General features: G+C 67.9%; 22 protein-coding genes and 2 pseudogenes. 12 read left to right on the top strand and 12 right to left on the bottom strand.

The features are described 5' to 3' along the window. Window positions 1-477 precede the first annotated feature (477 nt). Together EV648_RS28865 and EV648_RS28860 are read left to right on the top strand one after the other, a co-directional pair. Window positions 478-1,041, top strand: a complete 564-nt coding sequence (locus EV648_RS28865) for a hypothetical protein (RefSeq protein ID WP_132298261.1) — start codon at window positions 478-480, stop codon at window positions 1,039-1,041. A gap of 179 nt (window positions 1,042-1,220) precedes the next feature. Then, window positions 1,221-1,391 carry a hypothetical protein gene (locus EV648_RS28860; RefSeq protein WP_199234874.1) on the top strand — a complete coding sequence of 57 codons (171 nt, stop codon included), beginning with the start codon at window positions 1,221-1,223 and terminating at the stop codon, window positions 1,389-1,391. Here the strand turns inward: EV648_RS28860 and EV648_RS28855 are convergent. The 5 genes and pseudogenes from EV648_RS28855 to EV648_RS28830 form a co-directional block, all read right to left on the bottom strand. Continuing rightward, entirely contained in the window at window positions 1,388-1,720 is a 333-nt protein-coding gene (locus tag EV648_RS28855) for an Lsr2 family protein (protein ID WP_132298260.1), read from the bottom strand. The two genes, EV648_RS28860 and EV648_RS28855, sit on opposite strands and share 4 nt — an antisense overlap. Before the next feature lie 155 nt (window positions 1,721-1,875). Next, window positions 1,876-2,232 (bottom strand): annotated as a pseudogene (locus EV648_RS28850) (TIGR02391 family protein); the annotation flags it as partial. A gap of 21 nt (window positions 2,233-2,253) precedes the next feature. Continuing rightward, window positions 2,254-2,922, bottom strand: a pseudogene (locus tag EV648_RS28845) (SOS response-associated peptidase). Between the two features lie 165 nt (window positions 2,923-3,087). Beyond that, window positions 3,088-3,681: a hypothetical protein gene (locus EV648_RS28835; RefSeq protein ID WP_132298256.1), complete on the bottom strand. Its 594-nt coding sequence runs from the start codon at window positions 3,679-3,681 to the stop codon at window positions 3,088-3,090. A 75-nt stretch (window positions 3,682-3,756) separates the two neighbouring features. Further along, on the bottom strand, window positions 3,757-4,086 hold the full coding sequence (locus EV648_RS28830; RefSeq protein ID WP_132298255.1) for a hypothetical protein: 330 nt from the start codon (window positions 4,084-4,086) through the stop codon (window positions 3,757-3,759). A gap of 530 nt (window positions 4,087-4,616) precedes the next feature. Here EV648_RS28830 and EV648_RS28825 point away from each other — a divergent pair. Then, window positions 4,617-5,600: a hypothetical protein gene (locus tag EV648_RS28825; RefSeq protein ID WP_132298254.1), complete on the top strand. Its 984-nt coding sequence runs from the start codon at window positions 4,617-4,619 to the stop codon at window positions 5,598-5,600. Here the strand turns inward: EV648_RS28825 and EV648_RS45320 are convergent. After that, window positions 5,545-6,660, bottom strand: coding sequence for a hypothetical protein (locus EV648_RS45320; protein ID WP_199234873.1), 1,116 nt, complete (start codon window positions 6,658-6,660; stop codon window positions 5,545-5,547). The two genes, EV648_RS28825 and EV648_RS45320, sit on opposite strands and share 56 nt — an antisense overlap. 122 nt (window positions 6,661-6,782) lie before the next feature. On the opposite strand from EV648_RS45320, the gene EV648_RS28815 reads away from it, so the two are divergent. Continuing rightward, window positions 6,783-9,752, top strand: a complete 2,970-nt coding sequence (locus tag EV648_RS28815) for an AAA family ATPase (protein ID WP_132298253.1) — start codon at window positions 6,783-6,785, stop codon at window positions 9,750-9,752. A 99-nt stretch (window positions 9,753-9,851) separates the two neighbouring features. Here the strand turns inward: EV648_RS28815 and EV648_RS28810 are convergent, their stop codons facing one another. Together EV648_RS28810 and EV648_RS28805 are read right to left on the bottom strand one after the other, a co-directional pair. Continuing rightward, window positions 9,852-10,226 (bottom strand): hypothetical protein, encoded by a 375-nt coding sequence (locus EV648_RS28810; RefSeq protein ID WP_132298252.1) that lies wholly within the window; start codon window positions 10,224-10,226, stop codon window positions 9,852-9,854. Window positions 10,227-10,856: 630 nt separating this feature from the next. Continuing rightward, window positions 10,857-12,269, bottom strand: coding sequence for a hypothetical protein (locus EV648_RS28805; protein ID WP_199234872.1), 1,413 nt, complete (start codon window positions 12,267-12,269; stop codon window positions 10,857-10,859). 1,582 nt (window positions 12,270-13,851) lie between these two features. On the opposite strand from EV648_RS28805, the gene EV648_RS28800 reads away from it, so the two are divergent. The 3 genes from EV648_RS28800 (at window position 13,852) to EV648_RS28790 (ending at window position 16,096) form a co-directional block, all read left to right on the top strand. Beyond that, the gene (locus EV648_RS28800) at window positions 13,852-14,997 is read left to right on the top strand and encodes a YbdK family carboxylate-amine ligase (RefSeq protein WP_158294095.1); all 1,146 of its coding nucleotides are present in this window, start codon (window positions 13,852-13,854) and stop codon (window positions 14,995-14,997) included. After that, window positions 14,994-15,551 carry a HemK2/MTQ2 family protein methyltransferase gene (locus EV648_RS28795; protein ID WP_132298250.1) on the top strand — a complete coding sequence of 186 codons (558 nt, stop codon included), beginning with the start codon at window positions 14,994-14,996 and terminating at the stop codon, window positions 15,549-15,551. Before EV648_RS28800 ends, EV648_RS28795 begins: the two co-directional genes overlap by 4 nt. Window positions 15,552-15,817: 266 nt before the next feature. Continuing rightward, window positions 15,818-16,096 (top strand): hypothetical protein, encoded by a 279-nt coding sequence (locus tag EV648_RS28790; RefSeq protein ID WP_132298249.1) that lies wholly within the window; start codon window positions 15,818-15,820, stop codon window positions 16,094-16,096. Between the two features lie 121 nt (window positions 16,097-16,217). Here the strand turns inward: EV648_RS28790 and EV648_RS28785 are convergent, their stop codons facing one another. Together EV648_RS28785 and EV648_RS28780 are read right to left on the bottom strand one after the other, a co-directional pair. After that, window positions 16,218-16,574 carry a PRC-barrel domain-containing protein gene (locus tag EV648_RS28785; protein ID WP_132298248.1) on the bottom strand — a complete coding sequence of 119 codons (357 nt, stop codon included), beginning with the start codon at window positions 16,572-16,574 and terminating at the stop codon, window positions 16,218-16,220. A 639-nt stretch (window positions 16,575-17,213) separates the two neighbouring features. After that, window positions 17,214-17,651: an STAS domain-containing protein gene (locus tag EV648_RS28780; protein ID WP_158294094.1), complete on the bottom strand. Its 438-nt coding sequence runs from the start codon at window positions 17,649-17,651 to the stop codon at window positions 17,214-17,216. Window positions 17,652-18,702: 1,051 nt separating this feature from the next. Here EV648_RS28780 and EV648_RS28775 point away from each other — a divergent pair. Beyond that, the gene (locus EV648_RS28775; RefSeq protein WP_241995677.1) at window positions 18,703-20,190 is read left to right on the top strand and encodes an AI-2E family transporter; all 1,488 of its coding nucleotides are present in this window, start codon (window positions 18,703-18,705) and stop codon (window positions 20,188-20,190) included. 11 nt (window positions 20,191-20,201) lie between these two features. Then, the gene (locus EV648_RS28770; RefSeq protein ID WP_132298245.1) at window positions 20,202-21,218 is read left to right on the top strand and encodes a YihY/virulence factor BrkB family protein; all 1,017 of its coding nucleotides are present in this window, start codon (window positions 20,202-20,204) and stop codon (window positions 21,216-21,218) included. A 63-nt stretch (window positions 21,219-21,281) separates the two neighbouring features. On the opposite strand, the gene EV648_RS28765 is transcribed toward EV648_RS28770, so the two are convergent. Then, window positions 21,282-21,536, bottom strand: coding sequence for an LLM class flavin-dependent oxidoreductase (locus EV648_RS28765; protein WP_241995663.1), 255 nt, complete (start codon window positions 21,534-21,536; stop codon window positions 21,282-21,284). A gap of 14 nt (window positions 21,537-21,550) precedes the next feature. Continuing rightward, window positions 21,551-21,973 carry an SRPBCC family protein gene (locus EV648_RS28760; protein ID WP_132298244.1) on the bottom strand — a complete coding sequence of 141 codons (423 nt, stop codon included), beginning with the start codon at window positions 21,971-21,973 and terminating at the stop codon, window positions 21,551-21,553. Window positions 21,974-22,574: 601 nt separating this feature from the next. Between EV648_RS28760 and EV648_RS28755 the strand changes: the two genes are divergently transcribed. The 3 genes from EV648_RS28755 to EV648_RS28745 all read left to right on the top strand — a co-directional run bounded on the left by EV648_RS28755 (window position 22,575) and on the right by EV648_RS28745 (window position 24,701). Beyond that, window positions 22,575-22,823, top strand: coding sequence for a hypothetical protein (locus EV648_RS28755; protein ID WP_132298243.1), 249 nt, complete (start codon window positions 22,575-22,577; stop codon window positions 22,821-22,823). A 6-nt stretch (window positions 22,824-22,829) separates the two neighbouring features. Continuing rightward, window positions 22,830-23,231 (top strand): cytochrome P450, encoded by a 402-nt coding sequence (locus EV648_RS45315; RefSeq protein WP_132298310.1) that lies wholly within the window; start codon window positions 22,830-22,832, stop codon window positions 23,229-23,231. A 516-nt stretch (window positions 23,232-23,747) separates the two neighbouring features. Then, window positions 23,748-24,701 carry a manganese catalase family protein gene (locus EV648_RS28745; RefSeq protein ID WP_132298242.1) on the top strand — a complete coding sequence of 318 codons (954 nt, stop codon included), beginning with the start codon at window positions 23,748-23,750 and terminating at the stop codon, window positions 24,699-24,701. The last annotated feature ends 130 nt before the right edge of the window (window positions 24,702-24,831 follow it).

Genomic DNA, 24,831 nt, shown 5'->3' with positions numbered 1-24,831 from the left:
ACCGACGCGTATCGACCACATATACTCGCCAGCCTGCCACGCGCCTCGGACGCCGTCAGCGATGCTGGAGGAATCACTCTAGTCCGGCGCCTCCGCGCTCTGGTACAACAAGCAGCGATTCGCTGGTCATCCGTCTGCGGCCTACAGCGGCCCGGCTGTTCCGCCGCCACCGCCCTGGCGGAACTGGCCTATAAGACGATCACCGGCTAACACGCCTGCTTCGCCGGTCGCCGAAGCAGAACACCCTGCTCCGGCGACAGGGCGGGCTCCTCCAGGGAACGAGCCGTAGAGCAGTTTCGAACGGTTTTCCGAACATCGACGTCTCAGGAGAGCCCTCGTCCGATCCGGAGCCCCACCTCTGCAGCCGGTGGCCGACAGCGGCCGCAGAAGGCTGTGGCCGGCGTCCCACCGAGCAGACCTTCAACCGGCCGACGTGGAGCAAGTGCGTGACGTGCAGTAGGAACCACCAGCGGCCTCATGCGCGATGTCGTGGTGATGGGAGATGATGCGCAGGTGCGCAGCTACCTGGCCAACCTTCCGAGGTGGGCCCTCGCCTTGGCTACCGGCCTCCCCTTCGGGATCGCGATTGCGGTCACCCTCAAAATCGCCGGGCCGGAGGGTTGGACCGCCGCTGCTGTCGGAGGACTCATCGGCGCGGTGGCATTCGGCCTCCCAGTGGCTTTCGCGATCGACATGCGGCGACGTATGGTGCGCGCGGCCATCGGCGACCTGCCGGCGGACAAGTCGAAGGCAGCCCGACGCGCGGTCGATCGCGGCCCGATCCCGGCCGATCCAGAAACCCGGGCGGCGGCTCTACGCCTCGCCGCCGAGCAGCTGCACCGCTTCCGCCGCGTACACAAACTGACCGTTGCCCTGGGCGTGCTCCTGTTGATCTCCGGCGTGGGCCAAGTCGTGACGACCTCGGCCTGGCATAGCTCGAACATCCTGTTCGCCCTCGTCTGGTTGTGGGGCCTGTGGTACTGGCCCAAGCGCCTTCATCGACGAATCGAGTTGCTGTCCGAGGCAACGAACGAGCCCTGAATCGTCGGATCAGCAGCGGTCAGCGGGCAGGATCGGTAAGGATCCCGAACCACGCGTCGAGCATCGCGTCATCGCTGAGTAGGCGCGGACGATCAGTCACGCGCCTGTCGGTGTGCGCTTCCCTCGGCGTATGGGGAATCCCTTTGCCGGGCTTCCTGGTGTGGCTCGAGACTGAGGTCATGCTTGGATTCGTCAGGACCGACAACGAGGCCCTCGTCTCCTGCTTAGGCGACCCGCAGCGCGCGGTTGCGGCCTACCACGAACTGCTGCGGCGCGGCCAGGGCGAGCTGAGCGCCATCCGCTCCGGCCTGTACCACGCGAATCCGGCAGTCCGCGAGGGTGAAATCTAGTTGGCAGCCTCGAAGGCATTCCTGATGTCGGCCGGGACTCGTCCGCGGTCGTTGACCTCGTAGCCGTTGGCGCGAGCCCACGCCTTCACGGTGCGAGCATCAGCGCCGATAGTCGAGCGGGTGACCTTCTTGGCTCGCCTGTTCCGGATCGGCCGCGCCGCTTCGATGTAGACAGCCAGCGCCTTGCGGAGTGCTGCGGCGTTCTTGGTGCCGAGGTCGATCTCGTAGGAGCTGCCGTGGAGCGCGAAGGTCACGGTCTCTCCCTTGCCGGCAGGGAGATCGCGGCCGTCGAGGTCGTCTGTGAGCAGGATTTCCACTCTCTGGGCCACTGGTCGCCTCTCTCTTTGTTAGCGTGCCGGCAGTGCACAGCATGGTGCACTACCGCGGCGAGGATGCGGATCGACACAACCCCGCAGCCTGCAGTTGACCGGAGGCGACGTCGTCCGCTCAGAGGGAGTGCGACGTCATTGACGCGTTCCCATAGTCAGAGCTCGTCGACAATTGCTTGGTCGACCCACCGAGCCAGCAAGCTGAACGCCGCTAGCTGCTCAAGAGCGAGTTGCTCCTCTCCTCCGCCGCTCGGTTGCGGTGTGTGCATGCCGGGGTTTCGGATCGCGGTGTAGAGGCCCTCCGCGAACGCCAGTGCGCCGCGGCGGAGGTTCTGGTAGGTCTTGTTGCCGTCGTCATCCGCCAGCCGGAGCCGAGCCGCTCCTCTCTTCGGCGAGTCCAACGTGAACGCCTGATTGAAGAGTTCCGTCTCGGACACGTCCATCCGGCCCAACTTGGCCTGTGTCTCTGCGTTGACGCGGATCGCGGCCTGCATGACGGCCTGATGGAAGTGGCCGGTGTTCCACTAGGACCTTCAGCTCCCATCCAGCGGTGGCGCCATCAGCGCCAGCAGGTCGTCGGTGGCCTGATTGCGGGGGTCCAGCCAGTCGTCCCAGTGCGCCTTGGCGATCGCCATCGGCATCCGATCGTGGATCCGGCCGACCTCATCGGTCGCGGTGATGGCGATGATCGTGTACGTCGGCACCCACGCGTCCGGGTCGTCGTCGGGCTTGGACTTGTCCCGCCAGAACTCGTAGAGACCGGCGAGCGCCAGGCTCTCCCCGCCGGCTGGGCGCAGCGCGAACGGCTGCTTCAGCGGCTTGCCGCTGCTCTCGCTGATCTGCTCGGTCTCCAGCCACTCATAGAACGCGTCGACCGGGATCAGTGCCCGCCGGGACTTGAACGCCGCCCGGAACGACGGCTTGTCGTGAACCGTCTCCGCGCGAGCGTTGACCAGCCTCGACCCGATCCTCAGGTCCTTCGCCCAGAACGGGACCAGCCCTCACCGGAAGCTGCGAAGCTGCCGAACTGGATCCTCATCGTCCGGAGCGTCTTTCAGCGCCCGCGCGATGACGACCGGCGCCTGCTTCGTCGGCGCGACGTTGTAGTCGGGCCCGCGGAGCTCGTCCGCGTTCTGCTCGTCGACCACGAACTGCTCGAGCAGGTTCGCCCGGCTGGCTGCTGATGCGTAGCGTCCACACATGCAGCCCAGGCTGCCACGACGCGGCGACACCTCAGCTCACTCGTCGGGTCGGGATCACAAGCTAGGGACGATGTTCGTGTATCACCGGTAGGCCGGCGAGGGCGGCGACGAACAGGACCAGGCCGACGACGACAACAATCACATGCGGCAGAGCGACCTGCCACATTACCTTCTGTGGCCGCGCGGACGGGTCCTCTCTCGGCGGCCGGCGCTGTGACAGGATCCTGCGCGGCCGACGGAGCAGGTTGCGGATTTCGGGCGCCGTCCGCCGCCACGGCTGGCGGTGCCGCCAGTCGAAGGGGTGCGGATCGGGTGGCGGCCGACGTACTTCTTGTCGTACCGGGGATCGTCGGCACCCCGGTGACCCTTGTAGCTCCAGTACCAGTCGATGCGCGGCGCCGACATCTCCCCGAACTCCGGCATCGGCACCTTGTTGAGGTAGTAGGCGGCCACCTCGATGTCCCGCATCCGCGAGTAGTAGGCCATCTGGAACTCCTTGTTCAGCGCGTCGATCATCCAGAACGCAGCTGCGCTGAATGCCGCCAGCCCGAACAGCGCGTAGTGCGACTTCTCGAAGCCCAGCCCCAGGAGGGCCAGTGAGAGGGTGACCGACCAGCCCTTCACGGTCACCAGCCGCCGGTCGTAGTCGGTGACCACGTCGAGGATGGCGTAGTACTCGATGCCCAGGTCCTTCCGCAGCTTGTCCTCCCTGCTATCCGCGCTGACAGGACTGGACGCACCCGAATCCGGCTCAGTCACGCCGCCCACCCCCTTTGGCCGGTATATAGGAATACCGTCCGCGCTACGCCGGGTCCGGTCAATGAGCGCGTCCAGTCATGTGGCAGCGGGTGCTGCGAGGGTCGGCACGTCGTCAGGAGTCAGATCTGGACGGTGCCGGGCGTATCGCAGCCCATGCCGCCATTGCCCAGCCTGCATCGCGGCATCGGCCAGCACGTCGATCACGACCAGCGGTTCCACCTTGGTGAGCGGCTTGCGCGCATCGCGGCCGCCCCACCGCTGCGAGCTGATCCCGTCCGGCCACGGATGGCCGTGACGCGCCGGTTTCAGTACAGCACCGAGCTCGGCCGACTGCGCCGCCGTGAGCACTACCGTGCGGCCGACGATGACGAGCTCGCCATCGTCTGTGTAGCAGCCGGCGATCACAACCTCCGGGTGACGAAGCGGGCCGAGAACGCCGCCGACGCGTCCACGGTTTCGCGGTGCTTGACTTTTCATTGGGGCCCTAGAGGTGTCGCGGACTGTCGCATTGCGGCTGGTCGGCAGTCTGTGCGCGACACCCACATGGAGATGCGGACCTGGCCGCTGGTGGGATGCCTAGGTTGGACGCGCCGGGACATAAGCCGTGCGAAACCGGTGGGCGGCGGCGGTGCGCGGGAACGGTCGTTATCGCCGTCCGTACACGTGGCGCAGGACCGCGGCTGGTGAGCACACCTGGATAGACGTCGTTTCGACTCTCGTTGCCGCTCACACAAGTCGGGCCCCGTTAACGCCCGCCGCCTCCGGTGCGGCCACCAGGGCAGGTCACGCATTTCCGCATCTGAGCCGTTCCGGCCTCTATAGTGGCGCATCCGTCGTTGAAAAGGTGGGGACAAATGGTGTGTTCAGTGCGCCGCTTTCGATGCTTGCCGCAGCTTGCCGGTCTCGTTGCGGTTATCGCGGCGACGGTGATGCAGATGCCGCCTCCGGCCGCGGCGGCGGAGCAGCTAAGCACCCTGGATGGGACGGTCGGCTGTACCTGGGTGATCAACGAGCTCCCGCTACCGGCCGGGTGGAGCGCCGGGTACGTGTACAACAGCGACCGCCACGACTCGTTTGCCGGCTACGGCGTCGATGTGGACGGCAGGACGCGCCCGTTGGTGTGGCACGACGGCGATGTGACCGTGCTCGCCGCTCCGGGCGGCGTGGGCGCGGTCGCGCAGGACGTGAACAGCCACGGCGACGTGGTCGGCGCCACCCAAGATGTGGACACCCCGACACACGGAGTCCTCTGGCGCGGTGGCCAGGTCATCGACCTCCCGTTGCTGCCTGGCGGCGGCTTCGCCGTGCCGACGGCGATCAACGACGCCGGCCTGATCGTCGGCTACGCGGCAGGCGGGGAGACCAGCCACGCCGTCGCCTGGTCCGCGAACTCCCCGCAGTCGATCCAGGATCTCGGCGTGATGGCAGGCTCGGCCTACCTCACCGACGTCACGCAGCAGGGCGCCGTCGTGGGGTGGACCGAGACGGCCGGCGAAGAGTTCAGGCAGCAGGCCATCGCGGGCACGGTCCGCGAAGGGCTGACGACGCTGCCCGGCCCCGTGCCCGGCACCAACTCGGTCGCACGCGCCGCCGCAGGTCCCTACATCGTCGGTTCTGCCGTACTGACCGGCGGATCCGAGGACCTGGGGAGCGCGGTCGTGTGGGCACCGACCGGGCCACGTGCCCTGCCGGGGACCCAGCCCAACGCGGTGAACGACCACGGAACGGTGGTGGGGTTCGACGCCGACCTCGGTGCGGTGATCTGGGTCGGTGACCACGAGCAACCGCTCCCCGCGCTCGCCGCCGGCTACCCCTTCTCCACGTCTGCCACGGTGGCCACCAACAACAACACCGCCGCGGGCATCAGCGCAGACGCACAGGGCCATTCCCGTCCCGTGACATGGTCCTGCACATCGTGATCACCCACACGACCCGTCGATATAGCTCGACAATGGGCTCGTCCAGGCCTGGGTGGCGCCGAGCCGTTCCGCGGCCCGGGCGACGGTGAGGCGTGCCGCGCACCGGCGCGCCAACTCGTGAGCGTCGCGCGGCGAACTCGGCCGCGGCCTCCCCTCCCCGGCTCCGTCCCCGGTCGCCATTGCGCCCAAGGCCTCGACGGCGTCGAGACCGCCGGCGGCGATCGAGAGCGTGGTGGTGGGCTTCCTCGGCCACCGCTTTTCGCCGCCGCCTACGGCACCGCTCGGGACTGCCACCGCGTTTACTCAGGAGACCAGCCAGCAGCCCGGGCGAACTGTCGCGGCGGAGCATCCTGGTCGCCGATCGAAGGCGAGCTTCAACTCCACCAGGCCCCACGAGGCCTAGACCAGGCTCTGCCGTCAGCCCACCACCACACGTCCACGACACCTGTCGCGCACCGCAACAGCCAGACCGCCCTTGACCTCGGACGACGTGTTCTCGCGGAGCCGCGCGAACACTGTCCACCCCAACAGAATTCACCTTCAGCCACTCGCGCCGGCCCCCGACGTACCGGGAGCTTGTGCCCTTCACTACCAGGCCCTCGACGCCCAGCGCCGCTGGGAGTACGTCGAACCACTCCTTGGCGTCCTCGAGGTCAGCTGTTACCTGCGAGACCTGTAGCGGTAGCGTCCAAACTGCGGTCAACTGCTCAAGACGCCGCCGGTGAACCGTCCACCGCTGGGTGCGTAGGTCGACGCCGCCGATCGCCAGTAAGTCGAACGCGACGTAGGAGGCCGGCACGGTGGTGACCAGGTTGCGCTCTTTGGCCGGTGAGGTGACGAGGCGCCGCTGCAGGGCGTCGAAGCTGAGCCGGCCGTCCGCGCCGAGGATGACGAGTTGGCCGTCTAGCACGCAGCCGTCCGGCAGTTGCCGCGCGGCTGCGGCGGCGATGTCGGGGAAGCGACCAGTGAGGTCTTTGCGTTGCCGCGACCAGATCCGTGCCTGTTCTCCGCGGTGGATGATGCTGGCCCGACTAGTTGACTGAACTCTTCTGCGCGCCACTTGGCGTTGTCGGTGGCAATGGCATTCCGGCGTTGGTCGTACCCGTCTGGCTGGGCGCCCCGTCGCGGTCGTCGAGTTTGGATGGCCTATCCGAGCCGGACCGGCAGGTGGACACTGAGTGGATGGGGGCAGTGCAAGCACGGCCGAGTCCTCGGCTCGTTGGCCGAGGGGTCGAGGAGCGACTTCTCGCGGATGCCTTGAAGGCGACCGCGGGTGGTCGCCCGTGTGCAGTGATGGTGCACGGCGAGGCAGGCGCAGGGAAGACACGACTGGTCCGGGAAGTCTGCGACGCTTTCGGTGCCGAGATCCAGGTGCTGTGGGGAACCTGCGTGCACTTCGGTGAGGCGTCCGTTCCGTTCGCGCCGGTGACCGGTGCGCTCCAGTCCTGGCTGGCACAGGCGGACGCTCAGGAGCGCGCCGAGGTTCTGGCCGGGGCCGACGAGCTGGGCACGGTGCTGCCCGCACTCGGCGACGCCTCGCCGGGCGAACCGGGACGGCTGCTGCCGTTGATCGACCTGGTGGTCAACCGCATCGCCGACCGGCGTCCGACCGTGGTGGTGATCGACGATCTGCAGTGGGCGGACCGCACTTCGCTGGACGTTCTGGCCTATCTGATCACCGGGTTCCGCGACCAGCACCTGGCGCTGCTGGCGACGTGTCGCGAGGAGCACCGTGGCGAGGGCCATCCGCTGCACGGCTGGCTCGCCGACATGCGCCGGATGCCGCTGTTCAGCGAGATCCACCTGGACCGACTCGACCTGGCAGCAACCGAGACCCAGATCCAGGACATGCTCGGCCGTGCTCTGGACATCGACCTCGCAGCCCAGATCTACGAGCGCTCGGCCGGTAACCCCTACCTCACCGAACTCCTGGTCGGTGGCCTGTCCGGGGACGAGCCAAGACTCCAGGCCACTGCACCCGCGGCGCTCCGCGACGCGCTGCTGGCCAGCTGGCACGGTCTGTCCGCGGCCGCGCGCCAGGCGACCCGGGTACTCGCGGTCGGCGGCCGCCCGACCGACCTCGCGGTGCTTGCCGGCGTGGCCGCCGAACACGGCGTCGAACCCGGCTTACTCTCCGGCTGCCTGACCGAGGCCCAGGACCACGGCGTCGTACGACCCGACGGTGACGGCCGGCCCTGGTTCCGCCACCCGCTTCTCGCCGAGGTCCTGTACGACGGCATGCCACCCGGCGAGAGGGTAAAGGTGCACGCGACCTACGTGCGCGTGCTCGAGGGCATGCCGGGTGGGCAAGACGGTCGCGTGGCGGCCGACCTGGCAGTCCACAACCATCACGCCGGGAGAGTCGACGATTCCTACCGGTGGTCGCTTACCGCTGCGGGCCACGCAGCCGAGCTGTGTGCCACATCCGAGGAGGCCATCCACCTGGAGCGTGCCTGCTCGTTGTGGGACCAGATCTCGCCGGACGTCCGAGGCTCACGAGTTGGACATGTCGATTTGCTCCGCCGGGCGAGCCGCGTCTGCGGACGAGCCGGCCGACTCGACTCTGCTGTCAACTTGGTGAGAGAGGCGTTGGGCGTGGTCGACCGGGATTCCGAGCCGCTCCTGACCAGCACCTTGTTGCTCGCGTGGTGCGAGGCGACATATCGCGGCTCGGCGCCCATGAAGGCGGGTGTCGACGAGCTCGTCGAGGCGGTTCAGCTGACCCAGGCCTACCCCGACAACCCCGAGCGTGCCTTGGCGTTGGCGGGGTTGGCCTTTGCCGAGCGCTGGGACAAGTCGTACGACAGCGCGGCGGCACACGCAGAGGAAGCCGTGCAGGCCGCACGGAGATCCGGGTCGGAACTGGCGCTGGCAGCCGCCCTCAGCACGCGCGCTTTCGTACATCTTCACGACGTCGCGTCGAACCCACTGGCGGACACGGAAGAGGCCGTGCGGCTTGCTCGGTCGTGCGGTTCCACGGACTGGCTGGAGGAGGCAGCGATCTGGCAGGTCAGGTGCTTGAAACATCTCGGCCGGGTCAACGAGGCCACTGCGGTGGCTCAAGAGGCGTTCCAAGAGGTGCTCGCGGCGGGGTCGGAGTGGGCGTATTTCCTCGCCTCACACGCCGCGGAAGGGCTCCTGTGGCAGGGGCGTTGGAACGATTGTCGCGAGCTGCTTCGGACGGCGCTGGCAGCGCGCTGCGGAGGCATCGCAGGAGCATCGGTTCGACTAACGGCGGCACAGCTGGCCGCCCGGTCCGGGCGCATTGCAGAGGCCAAGCTGCACCTGGACCGGGCTCTGAACCTGATCTCCGAGGACTTCGCCGGACTCCGCGGAGACCTGACCCTCGCCGGCGCAGAAGTCTTCCTGGCGTCCGGTGAACCGCAGAAGGCGCTGCGGTGGCTCAAACGCCGGATCGTCGTGCCGAACGCAGCGAGACCCCACTACAGCGAGGACATCCTCGTGGAATTCGCGCACGCCGCCGCGGAGACCGCCCGGGCCGCCCGAGACGCCGGCGATGCGGACGGTGTCGCACAGGCGGTCGCCACGCTTGACGACCTGATCGCCAAGTGGCCAGCGGAATCGTTCACGGCGGAGCGGCCGGATGCCGTGGATGTGGCGATGTTCAAGGCACTGTTCGATGCCGAGGTGGCGCGCTGCAGGGGCCAGACGGGTCAGGCGGACCTGTGGCGGCATGCGATCGAGGCTTGTCATACGGCTGGTGTGCCTTGGGAGGAAGCGGTCTCGCGCCTGCGCCGGGCGGAGGCCATGCTGGCTGCCGGATCTCGCGGATCAGCTGTGAGTGATCTGTTGCGGCAGGCTCACCTGACTGCTGTCGAGCTCGGCGCGCAGCCGTTGCAGGAGGAGGTCGAGTCGCTCGCACGGATGGCCCGCGTCTCGCTTCGTGAACCCGTCTCGATGCCGAGTATGCCTGAAGGTCCGACAGCGCTAGGCGGCCTCACCCCGCGCGAACGGGAGATCCTGGCCTTCCTGGTGGCCGGACGATCGAACGGTGAGATCGCGAAGGCACTCGTCATCAGCTACACGACTGTCAGCGTCCATGTCTCCAACATCCTGCGAAAGACCGGTACGTCGAGTCGGGTGGAAGCGGCAGCACTTGCCGAGCGGCTGGGCAGCCAGCGCGTCGACTGACAGGGACGGGAGAACGGGTCCCAGCCAACCGGCGCGCCGGCCCACCTCTAGCGGCGTGCGGGTGCCGACTTCTCTCGCAGAGAAACCCGAAGGCCGGGGCTAACCGGCCAGTGCGTGGCGGCGCCGGTACAGCCACATGCCGGAAAAGGCGACGGCCGCACCACCGAGTGCGGAGGCACCAGCCTGCAGAGCCTCGACCCCGCTGTCGTCCGACCGGCTCTGGCCCACCGTCGCCGCCTGCACAGGCGCGACTTCGTACTTCGGGTCGTAGTTCGGGTAGTTGTACTCCGGGCTCTTGCCCTCGGATGCCGGGTAGCCGGTCCCTTCGTCCGGCCACTCGGGAGGCGCGGGCACGCTTTGAGACGCGGACGCGGCTTCAGGGTCTTTCCCCATGGCCGACGCTTCGGTCGTGGTGAGGACCACGGCGCCCATCGCGACTGCCGACAGTGCGAGGGCGGAATACCTGCGGTTCATGATTCCTCCGTGAGGTCGACGCGGCGGGATCGCCGCTCTCTTTCACGGTCGGCTCACATGCCCGCAGCCACATCCAGCGCACTCCCTCAGAAATGGCGCAGAACCTCTTAGATCTCGGACCACAAGGACCGTCATCGGTCAGAGCCTGGCGGCACTCGCCCGGCGCGCAACATGGCAGCGCGGCTGCCGGGAACCCTTGTGCTGGATGAGGCTGCAAATTGCCTGGTCGTCGATAAGGCTGGACGTCACATCGATGTTGCCTGGCCACCAGGATGGTCCGTAGCCCTCCGCGATGGCTCGATCGCGCTGGTCGACGCTACTGGACAGACGTTTGCCAAATTGGGTGATTCGGTGTCACTGGGTGGCGGTTATGTCCTGGCATCGGTCGCACACGCGACATCGTGCCTCGGCACTGAGAAGGTCTGGGCAGTCGCCGCGGCCCCTGATACCGGCTCTGTAGTTGGGAGCTGATCACCGGTTGAGCTCGTCCAGCCGGGCCACCATGCGGTGGCTGCCGCTTCCGCGGGCGCGGCTACACCGGCTCCGCCGCGGGACGGCCCGCGCGGTAGCCAACCCTGGTGCTTGCGCTGCAACGCCCATTCTCATCCGGCGAGCCCGCTAGCTCGTTCACTATTCGGCGTCCTGGCTGACGGCCAAATAGTCTGCCCAGCTGTCTTGTGCGTACTGCGCCCAGGCGTATGCGGTTCTCGGAGAGATCCCGAACAGGTCGCTGATCACGATCGGCGGGAGGTCGGCCACCGCTTCGATCCGCGCGGTGTTGCGCGCAGCGATCACCGCGAGACCGTGCCGCTTCATCAGGACCTGGACCCGTCCCGCGCTGAGCGGCCGGGTGGGAGGTAGTCCGGGTAGCAGGAAGCGAGGGCCGTCATTGTGCGGTTGCCGGAGCATGGAGATGAATGCCACTCGCGCGATCTGTCGATCGATCAGCCTGGCCAGCTTGGGTGGAAGCAATACGGGATTGCGGTCGATCGACAGGTAAGCACTCCCCTGGTCGCGGTGGAAACGGTCGGTGGTCGGTTCGACGAGGCGGGTGACAGGTAGGGCGTAGAGCCCGATCAGTGCGCCCGTGATCCGTACTTCGAGTGGCAGGTCCTCGTCGTTGAGGCACCGTTTCAGTTGCTCGTGGTGTTCCCGTTCCCCGAGGAACCGGGCGGGCAGGCCCGATCGTCTTGTGGGGATGGTGATCTGGCCGGTGAGGTGTCGGGCGGTGGTCCAGCGGATGAAGGAGCCGATCGAGCGGTGCAGTGTGGGGTGGGTGGTGAGCCAGAGATCGAGGTCCTCCTGGCCCACGGCGGCCAGGTCGAGCTGGTTCTCGTCGAGCCAGGTCAGGAACTTGATGGCGATGCGGATGTCGGCGCGGTCATGCGTGCAGGCGCGGGTTGTGTATCGGCCGCGGGCGGCGCGGCGTCGAGCGTCGCGAACGATGCTCCACTCGGCGAAGGGGGCGATGAATTGCTTCTGGCGCGGCGGCAGCTGCTTGAGGATGTTGTCGAGCCAGAGTTCCAGGCGGGCCAGGTTCTCCTGGCGCTGCGGCAGGATGCCGGTGGCAACAAGTATTTCCCTGACATGGCGAGTCGTTAGATCTTGGGGCAGTACGTCCAGCGACGCGTGAGAGATCTCGGTGCGCTGGGAGACGAGCTGGGCCAGGACTCTCGGGCCGGCACATTTCTGCAGCCACCTCAGCACGGTCACCGGAGGGTGTAGCGCTATAAGCCCGTCCGCAAGGGGTCGTAGTGCCGGGGCGATGCCGCCTTTCTCGTCGTGGCTCAGCAGGTCCCGGACGCGGTCCCCGACGACGCAGCGGGTGCATGCTCCGTCCGCATAGATGTCGCCGGGGAAGCCACAGCGGTTGCAGACGAAGGCGATGTCCGTGCCGCTGCAGGGTCCGCACAGATCGCGGTTCTCGTCGGTGCGGCCGACGAGGACCTGGGAGGCGTGGCAGCGTGTGCAGGGCCGCGGGTTGCGCTTGCGCCGTGCGTAGCAGGCATCGCAGACCGGGCCGATCGGCCAGTTGGCTCGCACTTGCTGCTCGCGACCGCAGTCACTGCACCGCCGGCGCGGCCGCGGCTGACACGTCCGGCATTGGAAGGCGCCTCCTCGTTCGCTCACGTGGTGGCCGGGCCGATGCCGGCCACACACGGGTGCATTCACCGATAGGTCCCCAGTAGCAATTGGCGCAGAGGTCAGGTTGTCCCTCGGTCGCGCGGGCTCTGATCGGGCGGACCTCGCCGCAGCGACCGCAAAGACGAGTGGGCCCCGTGTAGCAGCCTTGGCAGACCGGTCCCTCGCCGGTGTTGGCGTGTGCGGGACGCTGGTTCCCGCAACGGACGCATTTCCTGTCGGGGCGCGGTGCGCAGGTCTGGCACAGCCTCCCTCGACAAATCGCTCGTGCTGCCGAACCGCCGACTGGCCTTCATCGGATCTCCTGCTCGGTGTGGTCGGGCTGGTCCGGTGGGCCGCCGGGTTACCCCGTCGCATCGGCGGCCCACCGGGGCTGTTGAGTGGCCAACTGGCGTACTTGTCGCCGCGGCCTAGGTCAGTACGCGGTCTTGCGGAACGGCCGAGCCCCAGCGCGGACCCGCGCGTAATCGAAACTGGACGGCTGTGCCCCGAGCCGAGCTGCGTGCTGGGCGAGGTGTGAGCCACGCACGCCAAGGCGGCCGGGTGTGACGGTCCAGATCTCGCCGTCCACCTTCGGAGTCAGCTCCGACCCTACGAAAGCCCCGCTGACCATATGAACAGGCGCGTCTGCTTCGTGGGCGGATCCAATCGAGGTCGCCCCGGGAACCACCGGCATGTACAGGTAGTTGCCTAGATGGTCCATGGCCGGCGCACCAGTCCTCGGATGGCCGATCAGCCGGTAGACGACGTTGCTCTCGCCCCCCACGTCGACCGCAGCGGGCGGTGCCGCCCCTGCCCCGATCACCCAGAAACACCCGTGGGCCGGGCCGCCGTAAGCACGGCAGCCACGCATGGTTGCCACACACGCTGTCTTATGCACTGCACTGGAACTCGTTGCCGTCATCGCGGATCCCCTCTGGGCGCCGTCTGCTGATGGAGTGGCTGCCAGGGTCCGGGGCAACTTCGAGACCACAGGTATCTGCCCCTCAGCAGCCAGCTGCTCCCGCGCAATCGGTACCCGGGTACATCACCGGCAAACGACAGACTGCACAAAAGTTTCGGCGGCATCTATGGCTGACTGCGGACGAGTTCACCCCTGCCAGCAACCTAGCTCGCCAGTCCGTCAGCGGGGTGATCAGGCGCTAGCCCCGCGTCGTGCTGGAGCTCGAGCTCGGGGCTCGGCTGTATCCACCGTCGTCTCCTGCGCCGGGGACGTTGGTGGACACGCGACTTGCTGACAATGAGCTTCGTCATCGGGTCGCACTTCCCGTCGACGGCGGATACACAGCTCAGTGACGGCAGGCGCGCTGCCGAGGGTTGGCTGACGTGTCAGGGGGTACTGAGGGTCCGGGTTCGGAGGGGAGCCTCAGGAACGCCGGGGCGCGTGCAGCGCCCGGCACGGAAGAGGGGTATCCGTGACCGACGCCAAGTCCGTCCACCCCGCAGCCGGGCTGGGAATTGTCCATCCGGTGGTGGGCCGCCCGTGATCGAACAGAGCGGATTCCAAAGGTCCACCGGCGCTCTGCCGTCCGGCCGGTCGGTTGGCGCGCCCCTCGACGCCGCACTGCTCCGGTCGTTGTTCTCGAGCACCGTCCCCGGGACCATTGGGTTCGAAGAAGAGCTCCTACTGGTGCACCGGGGCAGCTGGCTGCCCGCGGATGCCGCCACCGTGGTGGCCCGCATCGGCGACCCACGGGTGAAGCCGGAGCTGCTGGCGTGCCAGCTCGAGATCGCGACCTCCGTCCACGAGGACGTGGCGGGCGCCGTCGAGGAGTTGCGCTCGTGTCGAGCACTGATCGCCGCCGCCTGCGGCCCCGACCTGGCCGCGATCGCCGCACCCGTCCACCCCCTCCTCGACGGACCCGCCGCATTATCGCCCACGGAGCGGGCCGACGGGCTCGGCGCCCGCTACCGGGAGGTCATCGGCCGGCAGCTTGTCTCCTCGTTGCAGGTGCATCTGACCTTCGGCGAGGCCGACTGCACGCTGGGCGTCTACCACGCGCTGCGGGACCTCCTCCCGGAGCTGGCCGCACTGGCAGGGGCCGCCCCCTTCGCCGCCGGACGGGACACCGGCCTGTGCTCGGTGCGTCCGGTGATCGCTTCCTTGCTGCCCCGGCAGGGCGTGCCCCCGATAATCACCTCCTGGGAGCAGTTCGCCGACGACCTCGCCTGGGCGGTCCGAGGGGGCGCCGTGGCCGATGCGTCGGAATGGTGGTGGGAGCTCCGACCGCACCTGCGTTACGGCACGCTCGAGCTGCGGGTCCTCGACGTGCAGGCGACCACTGCTCGGACCAGCGCGATCGCCCAGCTCGTGCACGCGCTCGCCCTGAGGCTCACCGAGCTGCACCACCTCGGCGAGCTCCAACCGCCGGCCCCGACCTGGAGGATCGCGGAGAACCGGTGGGCCGCGCTCCGCGACGGCGTCCGCGGGGAGCTCCTCGACCTCCGCACCGGTGAAGCCCGACCCACCAGCCGCTGCCTTCACGACCTCATCGACGCGGCCGAGCCCTACGCGCAGGGCGGCCTGGACGACGTACGAGCGATCGTGGAGGACCCATCCGTGGAGCACCTCCGAGCGCTCGGCCCCGAGCGCGTGGTGCCGTGGCTCGCAGAGGTTTTCACCGCATGAAGCTGCTGACCCTTCCGGGTGTCTTCGTCCCTATCTCCGACTCGTGGATGCTGGCCGACGCCATCCGCCAGGAGGCTATCGGCCCGGGCTCGCAGGCGCTCGACGTCTGCACTGGGAGCGGTGTCCTCGCGCTCGCCGCGGCGGAGTGCGGCGCGACCACGACCGCGATCGACGTCTCCCGGCGAGCGCTGCTCACCGTTCCGCTCAACGCGATCCGGCACGGCCTCCGCGTCCGAACGCTCCGGGGCCGAACGTTCGCACGCGTCGCCGGCGAGCAGTTCGACCTGATCGTCAGCAACCCGCCCTACGTGCCGTCACCGAGGCCCGACGTGCCCCGCCAGGGCGCGAGCCGGGCGTGGGAGGCAGGCCACGACGGCCGGATCGTCCTCGACGCGCTGTGCGACGAGGCCCCCGCCCACCTGCGCCCCGGCGGGGCGCTCCTCCTCGTGCACTCGTCCCTCATCGGCACCGACGCCACCTTGGAACGGCTACAACGGGCCGGCCTGGTCGACGTCGAAGTGCGAGCGTGCGAGCGGGCCCGCTGGGCCCGCTGATGCGAGCGCAGCAAACCGCAGGGACGATCCCCTCCGACGTCGACGAGGAGGACGTGGTACTCATCCGGGCGACCGCCCCACCGGTCCACTGACCTGTGGGCGCGGGGTGTTGGCGTCGGAGTCAACGCGCTCCGCCGAGCTGTGTCCGACCTGGAGATGTCGACGGTCACGTCCACGCCAGGCCACCGATCCGAGCGGGTTCCCGGCGACGCTGCCGAAGCCCTTGATGCGCTCGAGGCGCCGGCGCACGCGGCATCGTGTTCCCGGTGTCGGACCTCGTCGGCTACCGCGAGGCGAATGACGCCGTGCTCAACCTGGCCTCGGCCCAGCGCGACCGCGTGACGATCTTCGCCCGCCTCATCCCCGCCGACGGGGTCGCCGAGGCGGATCGCTGCCTCACCGCCGTGGCCCGCGGGCTGAAGCTCCATCCCTGCTCGGACGAGTTCGACAACCCGGGCTTCGACGGCGTGTTCGCGCTCGGAGGCGGTCGTCCCACGTTGAGCTTCCTTGCGGTCTGCCGCGCCTGTCGACAGGCGGCTGCGTGACGGCATGAGTGATACCCCGTCTGCTTCTACGAATGGCTAGATTGCCCAAGCGTCATGGATGTCGCGTCGCGCGGTGGCACTCCGAGGCCGGGCTCAGGGTCTCCGCAGTGGAAGGTGGCCCTCAGCGTCGGCCTAGGCGGCGCTCGCCGACGGTGGTTGCGGTGTAGGGAAGGTCGTAATGGGCGAAGACCTTGGGTTCGTCGGCGCCGGTCAGCTCCCCGTCGGTGTCGATGGACGGCGCGTCCTGGATGACCTTCTTGGGGTAGCGCACCCGGACTGTGGTGGGGGTGACAGTGGCGCCCTCCACGGGCACGAACACCAGCCGATGGCGCCCGACCATGCCGACCTTGACTGTCACGAAAGCTGGTTGGTCGGTGGAGGTATCGACGTAGACCGCCTCCAACTCGCCGACTTTGTCGCCGTCGTGGTCGATGACCTTCTGGCCTTGCCAGTCGCGTAGGTTCTCTGCAGGAAACATGCCTCAGCGGTACCCGGCAGCAGAGTCGTCAATCTGCACGCCGGTAAGGCGTGGCGCACTCGCTGAGCTGGCAATTGCACTGCTCAGGGTCCGGGTTCGGGCATCCACACACCCCTTCCGGTCGGGAGTGCGCGTCACCGGCCGCGTGACCACACACGGCGGGTACAGGACCGCGTTCAACAAGTTGGTGTCCCGCGTCGGGCGATTGCTGTCGACCGGTTCCTGCCGGGCTGGGAGATAGCGGGCAGGGTCCCTGGCGGCGCGCGCACCGTTGTTGATCCAGGATGCGATGGAGACCGGATGGCGGGTCTGCGGTTCGTCCCGCACAGCGCCCGATCGACACCAGCACAGCCTGATCGGGGCCGGGTTGCTTCTGCGGGCGGATAGCTGGCCCGCCAGGCCAGACAGTTCAGCGTCCGGCATCGAGGCGAGTTCGGCCGGCTCCCAGCGCCATCGCCACTGCTGGCACTGTTGGCCCCTGGGAGGCTCCTCGGCGCTCACGCAGACAGGCAGGATCTGTTCGATCAGGTGCTGGTCGAACGACATCGATGATGTCGACCGACGGAGTCGGACCACCAGCAGAGTAGTCGCGGTGCACGCGCCACACGGCACCTGTCACCGGCGGCGACATGACCGCTACTAGAGCCCGGCAATGAATCCCAGCACCCACGCCGCAGTGACCAGCCCGGCCATGGTGACCGCGATGGCGGCGGAGATGGTGACGACTTTCGCGGGATGGTCTACGGCGTGTAGAGCAGTTTCGACGTCGGGGTGGATCTCGAAGGCGTGGGTCAGGCCGGTCAGGTCGAACAGCCTCAGCGTGGGGGGCCGGGCACAGACCACCACCAAGGATCCACCCGCCCGGCGGGCGCGGGTCTGGCTGCAGACCAGTACGCCGATCGCGCTGCAGTCGATGAAGTCCACCTCGTTCACGTCAATCACAAGGTCTCGGTGGCCCGCGCTCAGAAACCCGTTTACCAGGTCCCGCAGGCCCTCCAAGGTCTCCTCTGCGGCCGCTCCGGCCAACGTGAGCACGACGCGGCCGGCCAGGGCCACACTGCTGATCGTCAGGTCCACGCCTACACCTCCCTCATCGCTTTGCCCGGCGTGACCGACCCGGGCGAGATGGAAAGCGCACGTGCGGTTCCCAGCCTCGGTTGGGATGGAGGGGTTGAGGCCGGGAATCGCCCAGCGGCTGCCGTCACCAGGCACCACCGCCATCCCTCCCTGTACCCAGACCGCATCTGACGACGCGGACACCGATTATCGACCGCCAAGGGTTGGTATCGCGCAGCCTGGGCACGGTTAATCCAGCGGAGGGATGGTCCCCGCGAGGGGCGGCGGCCAGGGTGCACGGCCTCAATGTCGAGCCACCCGCGATTCCTCCAGTGTTAGGGCGGGCTGTTGGCGGCCTGAGGGGGCATCGCCGAGCGGCCCGTCCCACCGTACGGCCGCTGATGGAATCCAGCGGCACAGGCCACAACGCGCCTCCTCCGCAGCTGGTGGTCGGGCGGCCCCGATCCATGAGGGGAGCCGGCGGCTCGTCCGACCACCTCCACCTGAGGGATGAGCGACCGTCCCCCGAGGCGGTGAATGGCCCTCTCGGCCGAGCTACCAACGGCCCGGCGGAGACGGCCGGTCACCGCAGAACGTGTCCTGGCCCCTGATCGCGGCTTGCCTCTTCTACCTAACGCGGCTCCAGGCCCGGATTCGGGCGAGGACAAGTCGGCGATCGAGCTGCGCTTCTTGTTCCTCGACCGGAATGGGCGATCGTTTTCTGGACCGTCCTCGCCGACTCTGTGCTGGTTCGGCGATCTCTTGGCGCCTGTCCGAATGCCTGCGATACATCGCTACCTCCCGGCCGAGAAGCTGATCGGCGCTGGTGAGGTCGATCTCTTTCAGTGTGTGCCCGACGAACTGCATACGTCACTAGTCGCTGGAATGGATGATCGGTGGCCGCCACGCGGGGAGCGCAGCGCCTGCTGCGGCTTCGTTTGGAGCCGGACTGAGGTCGCCTCGGCGCGGTTCGCCCCGTGGCCTGGTGACCGGGTACGCAGCCATCTGGGGTGGGTACCGGGACGCTGGGTCGCGGCACCCGCTGGGGCCAAGAGGTGTGGTGGTGGATGCGATGACTAGTGAGCACGACAGGCCCTTGGGCGATACGGCGTCGCCGCGGCTCCCCGGCCAGGATTCTCAGGCCACCCATTCCCAGATCGAGCAGTCCCAGAAGGCCCTCTCGCAGGAGGGCGCTGCGTCGGTCCCGCCCGAAGACGCGTCGGCCCCGCCCGAAGACGCCTCGGCAACGGTCCGGGTCGAGCCGGTGGTAGTGCCGCGGTGGGTGCAGGCGATCGTCGTCGCCGTCGCGCTGTTCGCTTTGGCGGCTCTGGCGAGGGCAGCCGCGCCGGTATTGATGATCTTTCTGATCGCAGCGGTGATTGCCTTGATCGTCAACCCGCTGGTCATCCTGCTGGAGCGGGTCCGGGTGCCGCGTGGGATCGCGATCGCTGTCATGTTCGTGGCGTTCTTCGCCGCCCTGGCCGGTGCGGTGGCGTTGCTGGTGCGGCCAGTGGCCGCGCAGGTGTCGGAGTTCCAGGCCGACCTGCCCCAGTTGATTGGCTCGGCGAACGCGTCCCTGGCGGATCTGCAGCGATGGCTGGACGAGCGCGGCATCGGGATCCAGATCAAACGCCCCGGCGAGACCGCGCTGGATACCTTGCAGGCCTCGATCCTGCAGGGCTCCGGTGATGTGGTCGCGTTCACCCGCGACCTGGTCACGACGATCGTCGAGGCCGGTTTCGTGCTGATTTTGATTCTGGTGATCGTGATCTACATGCTGCTCTACGGTCAGCAGATCGGTGCGCTGGCCCGCAACCTGATGCCTCCGGGCGCCGGCGGCGCCGAGGATGACTATCCGACGCGGGTCCAGCGCGCGGTCTCTGGCTACGTCCGTGGACAGCTCACGTTCAGTTTCATCATGGGGCTGTCGGCCGGGGCCGCGCTGTGGCTGCTCGGTGCGTTCGGGATCTTTCCCGCCGGGAAGACCTACGCGGTGTTCTTCGGCGTGTTCTACGGCCTGATGGAGCTGATCCCCTATCTCGGGCCGGTTCTGGGTGCGGCGCCGGCGGTACTGGTTGCGCTGTTGCAGGGCGAGCCGCTGACGGCGCTGTGGCTGGTGCTGCTGTTCGTCGTCCTGCAACAGCTCGAGGGCCACGTGGTGGCGCCGCAGGTCTTCAGCCACAGCCTGCGGATCAACCCGCTGGTGGTGATCTTCGCGCTCCTGCTCGGCGGACACCTGCACGGCATTACCGGTGCTCTGGTCGCTTTGCCGCTTGCCGCTATCGCCCGCGAAACCGTGATCTATCTGCGCCGTCACCTGCTGATGGAACCCTGGGGGACCCCCACCGCCGCGGTGCTACGCGCCCAGCCAGCCGGCAACGGCACCGCGGCGACCGCGGGCACTCCCGGCTCGGCGGGCTCTCGAGGCATTGCCTGGGCATCCGGCGTCGGCAGACAACTGCGGCGGCGGTGGGGGGGTCGGTCTCGGCGACCCGCCGAGCCCGAACACCCATCCGGTGATCCGGGCTCACCGCCCACGCCACCGACAGCAGCGCGATAGGCGCCTCGGCGATGCACCCGGTGAGCTCGGTGCGGCGGTTCGCCGCCCACCAGCGTGACCGTACGGCGCGCGGCGCGCGCGAGGTTCTGCCAATCCTCCGACTGTGGTGGTCGCGGTGGGCGGAGCCGGTGGTGGCGCGGGTCGGCCGGGCCGCGGCGTTGCCCCGGCGGGCCGCGGCGAGCGCCTGGCGGCATCGGGTGCTGGGCCTGGCCGCGGAGACCGGGTTCTGGACGCTGCTGTCCATGCCGCCGCTGCTGCTGTGCCTGCTCGGCCTGGTCGGCTACCTGACCACCCCGCTCGATCCCGGGCTGGTCCCGGCGGTGGAACAGCAGGTGCTCGACGTCGCCGCCCGTGTGGTCACCGAAGACGCCGTAACGACCCTGATCCGGCCGGTCGTGCATGACGTGTTGACCGTCGGCCGGGCAGACGTCGCCTCGTTCGGTTTCCTGCTGGCTTTGTTGTCCGGCTCGACGGCGATTAGCAGCTACGTGAACGCCCTGGCCATCGCCTACGGTCAACGCAGCCACCGCGGCGCCGTCCATAGCCGGCTGCTGGCGCTCGGTCTCTACCTGGCGGCACTGGTCGTCGGGGCGGTGTTCCTGCCGTTGCTGGTGGCCGGACCGCGGGTCCTGCTGCGGATCGTCCCGGGCGGCGCTCACGACCTGGTGCAGACCAGCCTCGCCGTGGCGTACTGGCCCGGGATCGCCGCACTGTCCGTCCTGCTCCTCACCACGATGTACCACCTCGCCGTACCGACTCGCACCCGGTGGCGTGCGCACCTGCCCGGCGCCATGGTCGCGATGTCCCTGTGGCTGGTCGGGAGCATCGCGCTCCGGGCCTACCTCGCCTTCGCGTTCCGCACTGTCAGCGTGTACGGGCCGGTGGCCACACCGATGGCCGCTCTGCTGTTCTTCTACCTGTCCTCCCTCGCCGTCCTCCTCGGCGCCGAAATCAACGCCCAACGCGCCTCGGCAGCCAAGACACCGGCCGCCGAACAAGCCACGACAGCCCGGCCGCGAGGTGACTAACACCGGCCACCGCGCCAGACCTGGCCGCCGCCTTGGTGCAATCGAACATAGATCTTGCGGTCGTCAACATCGACGCGCTTCACCAAAGCGGATGAACGGGCACGTCACACCCGTCGCGAGCTCGATCCGCGACGTACGAACCGCAATGGCAGTGAGCATCGAGAAGTCGAAGCCGGAGTGTTCGTGCTCCGACACCCACGTTTGGAAGTGGTCGCTGACCTCGACGAAATCGAACCCGGCCGCTTCGGCGCGGACGGCCTGATCGACGATCTCGGTCGGCGAGAACGCCTCCGCGATCAGCTTGAACCCAAGTCGCATGAAGACCGCACCTCCTACGCGGACGGCTTCGCCGCCTCCTTCTCGACGGTGGACTTGATCCCGGCGAGCGTGTGCTCGAGATCGTCCTCGATGGACGAGCCCTCGGCATGATCCGTGTGCAGCCGAACCGTGAGCGTCGAGGTGCCGTCGGCAACAAAGTCGACGTCCAGCTCACCGTGGTACTCATGCGGCCCAGGTGCACCCCAACGCAACTTCTTCCCGTCCTCGACAACCTCCACCCATGCCTCGCCCGACACCTTTCGCTCAGGCTCCCCCTCAGGGTGGATCACCGCCTCGACCGCAACCTTGTCCCCACCGCTCCGGTGCGCTTCGGTCATCTGCGGCAGGTACTCGGGCAACCGCTCGACGTCCACCAGGTACTCGAACAACACATTGGCGGCGACATCCACCGTGGTCGACGCCTCGTAGTCACCCATGGTCCAGTCCCTTCGCCGACAATGCGCCGCCGGTACCCTCGCCCCACCCCGCGAAACCGGTTTGCCCGATCGCGACGAGGGGCACCAGAACTGCATGTCATCCAGCTTGCCGACTGCCTCGATCGCGGACACCGGGCGCGCTGTTCGTGACATCTTTCTCCCGGTGGTGGCCCAAGGCCCGATCCTCCGCCGTCCGCGGCTGGCCGAGCGACTTGGACGATGACCGAGTTCTGCGGCAGCCACCGAGAAGGTCGGCGACCTCCGGCGCTTCCAGCCTCACGCAGTACTCGTTACCGATCCCCCCTCCGTGGCGCGCGCCGGCAGCTCAACGAGCAGGTCCTCGACTCCCACCAGCCGGTACACCGCAACGGCCACCAGATGGTTGAAGTGATCGCTGAAGAGCTGGATCGGCTCGAGGCGACCCTGGGCTGGACGGAGTTCCGGGCGATCTGGTCGCCGATCGTCCGCCGGATCGTGATTGGCGACTCGGCGGCCGACGACCTCGAGCTGACCCGGCTGCTCGACTTCCCTGCGCCCAGACGCCAACTGGGCCGAGCTCCACCTGAGAGACGCCTCGGCTCGGCGCCGCTTTCAGGCCCGGTTGGACGAGTACGTCAACCGGGCCGAACCAGGCAGCCTCGCCGGCGCTCTCACCCAACTCCCAGGCGGAGACCTCGACCCGGCGGGTCAGGTTCCGCACTGGCTGTTCGCCTTCGACGCAGCAGGAATAGCCCTTTGGCGGTTGTTCGCGTTGCTCGCAGCGCGTCCGGAGTACGCCGATCCCATCGTCCAGGAAGCCCAGCACCCGCAGGAGTCGCCGCTGCTCGCCCACGCGGGCGCCGCAGTATAGGAATCCCTGCGCCTGTGGCCGACCACACTCGTCGTACTGCGAGAGAGCGTCGCGCCGACCGAGTGGGCTGCCGGTACTGCGCCCGCCGGGACCGAGTTCGCGATCGTCACCTCGGTGTTCCATCGCGACGACCAGGCGCTGGAATTCGCGAACCACTTCGAGCCCGAGATCTGGTTGGACGGACGCTCCGACGGCGAGTGGCCACTGATCCCCTTCAGCGCCGGGCCCCGCCGTCTGCCCGGGGTTGCCCGGGGCGCGGCGCCCACGCCCATCACCGACATGGCCGCGTCGTCACCGGTGACCGATGCGACTTCCGACTGCAGCGACGCCGACCAGGCGCTAACGGTGCGAGCCCCTTGCAGCTTGCTGAGTATCAGGTGCTCGAACTGCATAGGCGTACTCACGTAGCCGAAACAACCGTCGATCGCGCACCGTCACGGGGAACAGAGCTCGCAGGTCCGATCCTGCGATAGCTGACGGGGAAGTCCGTGTCCGCAGAGATGGCGTTGCTGACCTGGTGCTGGCCTTGTTCGCCGCGCTCGCTTTGATGGACGTGGCCGGAGTCACAGCGACACACCACACCGCGCGGGGATCCACACCGATGTCGCGCTGAGCATCGAGGGCTCAGGGCGAGGCGACGGTCACCAGGTTGTCGACGAAGCCGCGTCCGGGCGTTCAAGGACCCAGGGAACGCGCTGGGTTGATCTGGGTGGTTCGAAGTCAACCCTGATGCTTCGCCCAGGGCGTCGACCAGAATCGAGTCGTACCACGACTCTCCGGTCAGCCGACGATGTCGCCCGGCGCGAAACAAACCGTCTTTGAGTCTTGGCCCGTCGTGTTGACGGAGATCCCGGGGGTACCGGGGGCCGAACCGACCGTGGTCACGACCTCGTGGTGCACGGTGTTCTCGACCGAGGAGTCTCCATGTTCCGGCACACCAAGCGGTTGCAATTCGAGGCAAAGCCAGAGCGTCCGGATCCGGTGTACGCACGCAAGTTGCAGGAGCTGATCGGTGGCGCGTTCGGCGAGATGAGCGTGACGATGCAGTACTTGTTCCAGGGCTGGAACTGCCGGATGGAGGGTAAGTACAAGGATCTGTTGATGGACACGGCGACCGAGGAGATCGGCCACGTCGAGATGCTGGCGACGATGGTGGCCCGGTTGCTCGAAGGCGCACCGGCCACGATGACTGCCGAGGCGGTCCAGGATCCGGTGATGGCCGCCATGCTGGGTGGGATGGATCCGCTGCAAGCGATCATGGCCGGCGGCGGTGCACTCCCGGCGAACTGCCAGGGAGTGCCCTGGAACGGCGGTTATATCGTGGCCAGCGGCAACCTGCTTGCCGACTTCAGGGCCAACGCGGCCGCCGAGGCACAGGGGCGGCTGCAGACCGCGCGGCTGTACAACATGACGGACGATCCGGGCGTCAAGGCGATGCTCCAGTTCAACCTCGCCCGCGACACCGTCCACCAGAAGCAGTGGCTGAAAGCGATCGAGGAACTCGAGACCGACGGGCTCGAGACCCCGATCGTCCCCAACGCCTTCTTCGATGAGGAAGACCAAGTTCACAACCACACCATCTGGGGTCTGTCCGACGGCACCGAAGGACCGAAAGGCGGATGGACCGAAGGCGACGATCCACTGGAATACCTAATCGATCCCGAACCACTGGGTGGGCCGGGCACCGCTCCTGCTCCGGACCCGGCGCTGTTCGGTACCTACTCGACCGTCCAGGACGTCAAAGGCACAGTGAAAGCGAAAGCACGAGCCGCCAAAAAGAACGTCACCGCGCGGACGACAAAGAAGTCAGGCAGCAAGAAAGCGGACGGGAAGAAGACAGCCGCCAAGAAAAAGGCTAAGCGCGCGCGAAAGCGCTGAGGGCGGTAGGAGGGACGAAGCCCCCCGAGCAACAGTCATCCATATGGCTGCGTGGGGCACCTGTGCCGAGCGCTCAGCGAGTACATCCTGCGCCCTCCGCATGGCACTCTCGACTGTCGCGCGCCAAAGC

The sequence above is a fragment of the Kribbella sp. VKM Ac-2568 genome, assembly GCF_004345365.1.
GTDB classification, from domain to species: domain Bacteria; phylum Actinomycetota; class Actinomycetes; order Propionibacteriales; family Kribbellaceae; genus Kribbella; species Kribbella orskensis.
This window is presented reverse-complemented; position numbering and strand designations above follow the sequence as displayed.

Excerpts from the sequence above, each read along its gene's own strand:
- EV648_RS28860 (WP_199234874.1), top strand. The coding sequence starts at position 1,221 with ATGCTTGGATTCGTCAGGACCGACAACGAGGCCCTCGTCTCCTGCTTA.
- EV648_RS28770 (WP_132298245.1), top strand. The coding sequence starts at position 20,202 with ATGCACCCGGTGAGCTCGGTGCGGCGGTTCGCCGCCCACCAGCGTGAC.
- EV648_RS28825 (WP_132298254.1), top strand. The coding sequence starts at position 4,617 with ATGCCGCCTCCGGCCGCGGCGGCGGAGCAGCTAAGCACCCTGGATGGG.
- EV648_RS28815 (WP_132298253.1), top strand. The coding sequence starts at position 6,783 with ATGGGGGCAGTGCAAGCACGGCCGAGTCCTCGGCTCGTTGGCCGAGGG.
- EV648_RS28785 (WP_132298248.1), bottom strand. The coding sequence starts at position 16,574 with ATGTTTCCTGCAGAGAACCTACGCGACTGGCAAGGCCAGAAGGTCATC.
- EV648_RS28810 (WP_132298252.1), bottom strand. The coding sequence starts at position 10,226 with ATGAACCGCAGGTATTCCGCCCTCGCACTGTCGGCAGTCGCGATGGGC.
- EV648_RS28765 (WP_241995663.1), bottom strand. The coding sequence starts at position 21,536 with ATGCGACTTGGGTTCAAGCTGATCGCGGAGGCGTTCTCGCCGACCGAG.
- EV648_RS28865 (WP_132298261.1), top strand. The coding sequence starts at position 478 with ATGCGCGATGTCGTGGTGATGGGAGATGATGCGCAGGTGCGCAGCTAC.
- EV648_RS28795 (WP_132298250.1), top strand. The coding sequence starts at position 14,994 with ATGAAGCTGCTGACCCTTCCGGGTGTCTTCGTCCCTATCTCCGACTCG.
- EV648_RS28745 (WP_132298242.1), top strand. The coding sequence starts at position 23,748 with ATGTTCCGGCACACCAAGCGGTTGCAATTCGAGGCAAAGCCAGAGCGT.
- EV648_RS28775 (WP_241995677.1), top strand. The coding sequence starts at position 18,703 with ATGACTAGTGAGCACGACAGGCCCTTGGGCGATACGGCGTCGCCGCGG.
- EV648_RS28760 (WP_132298244.1), bottom strand. The coding sequence starts at position 21,973 with ATGGGTGACTACGAGGCGTCGACCACGGTGGATGTCGCCGCCAATGTG.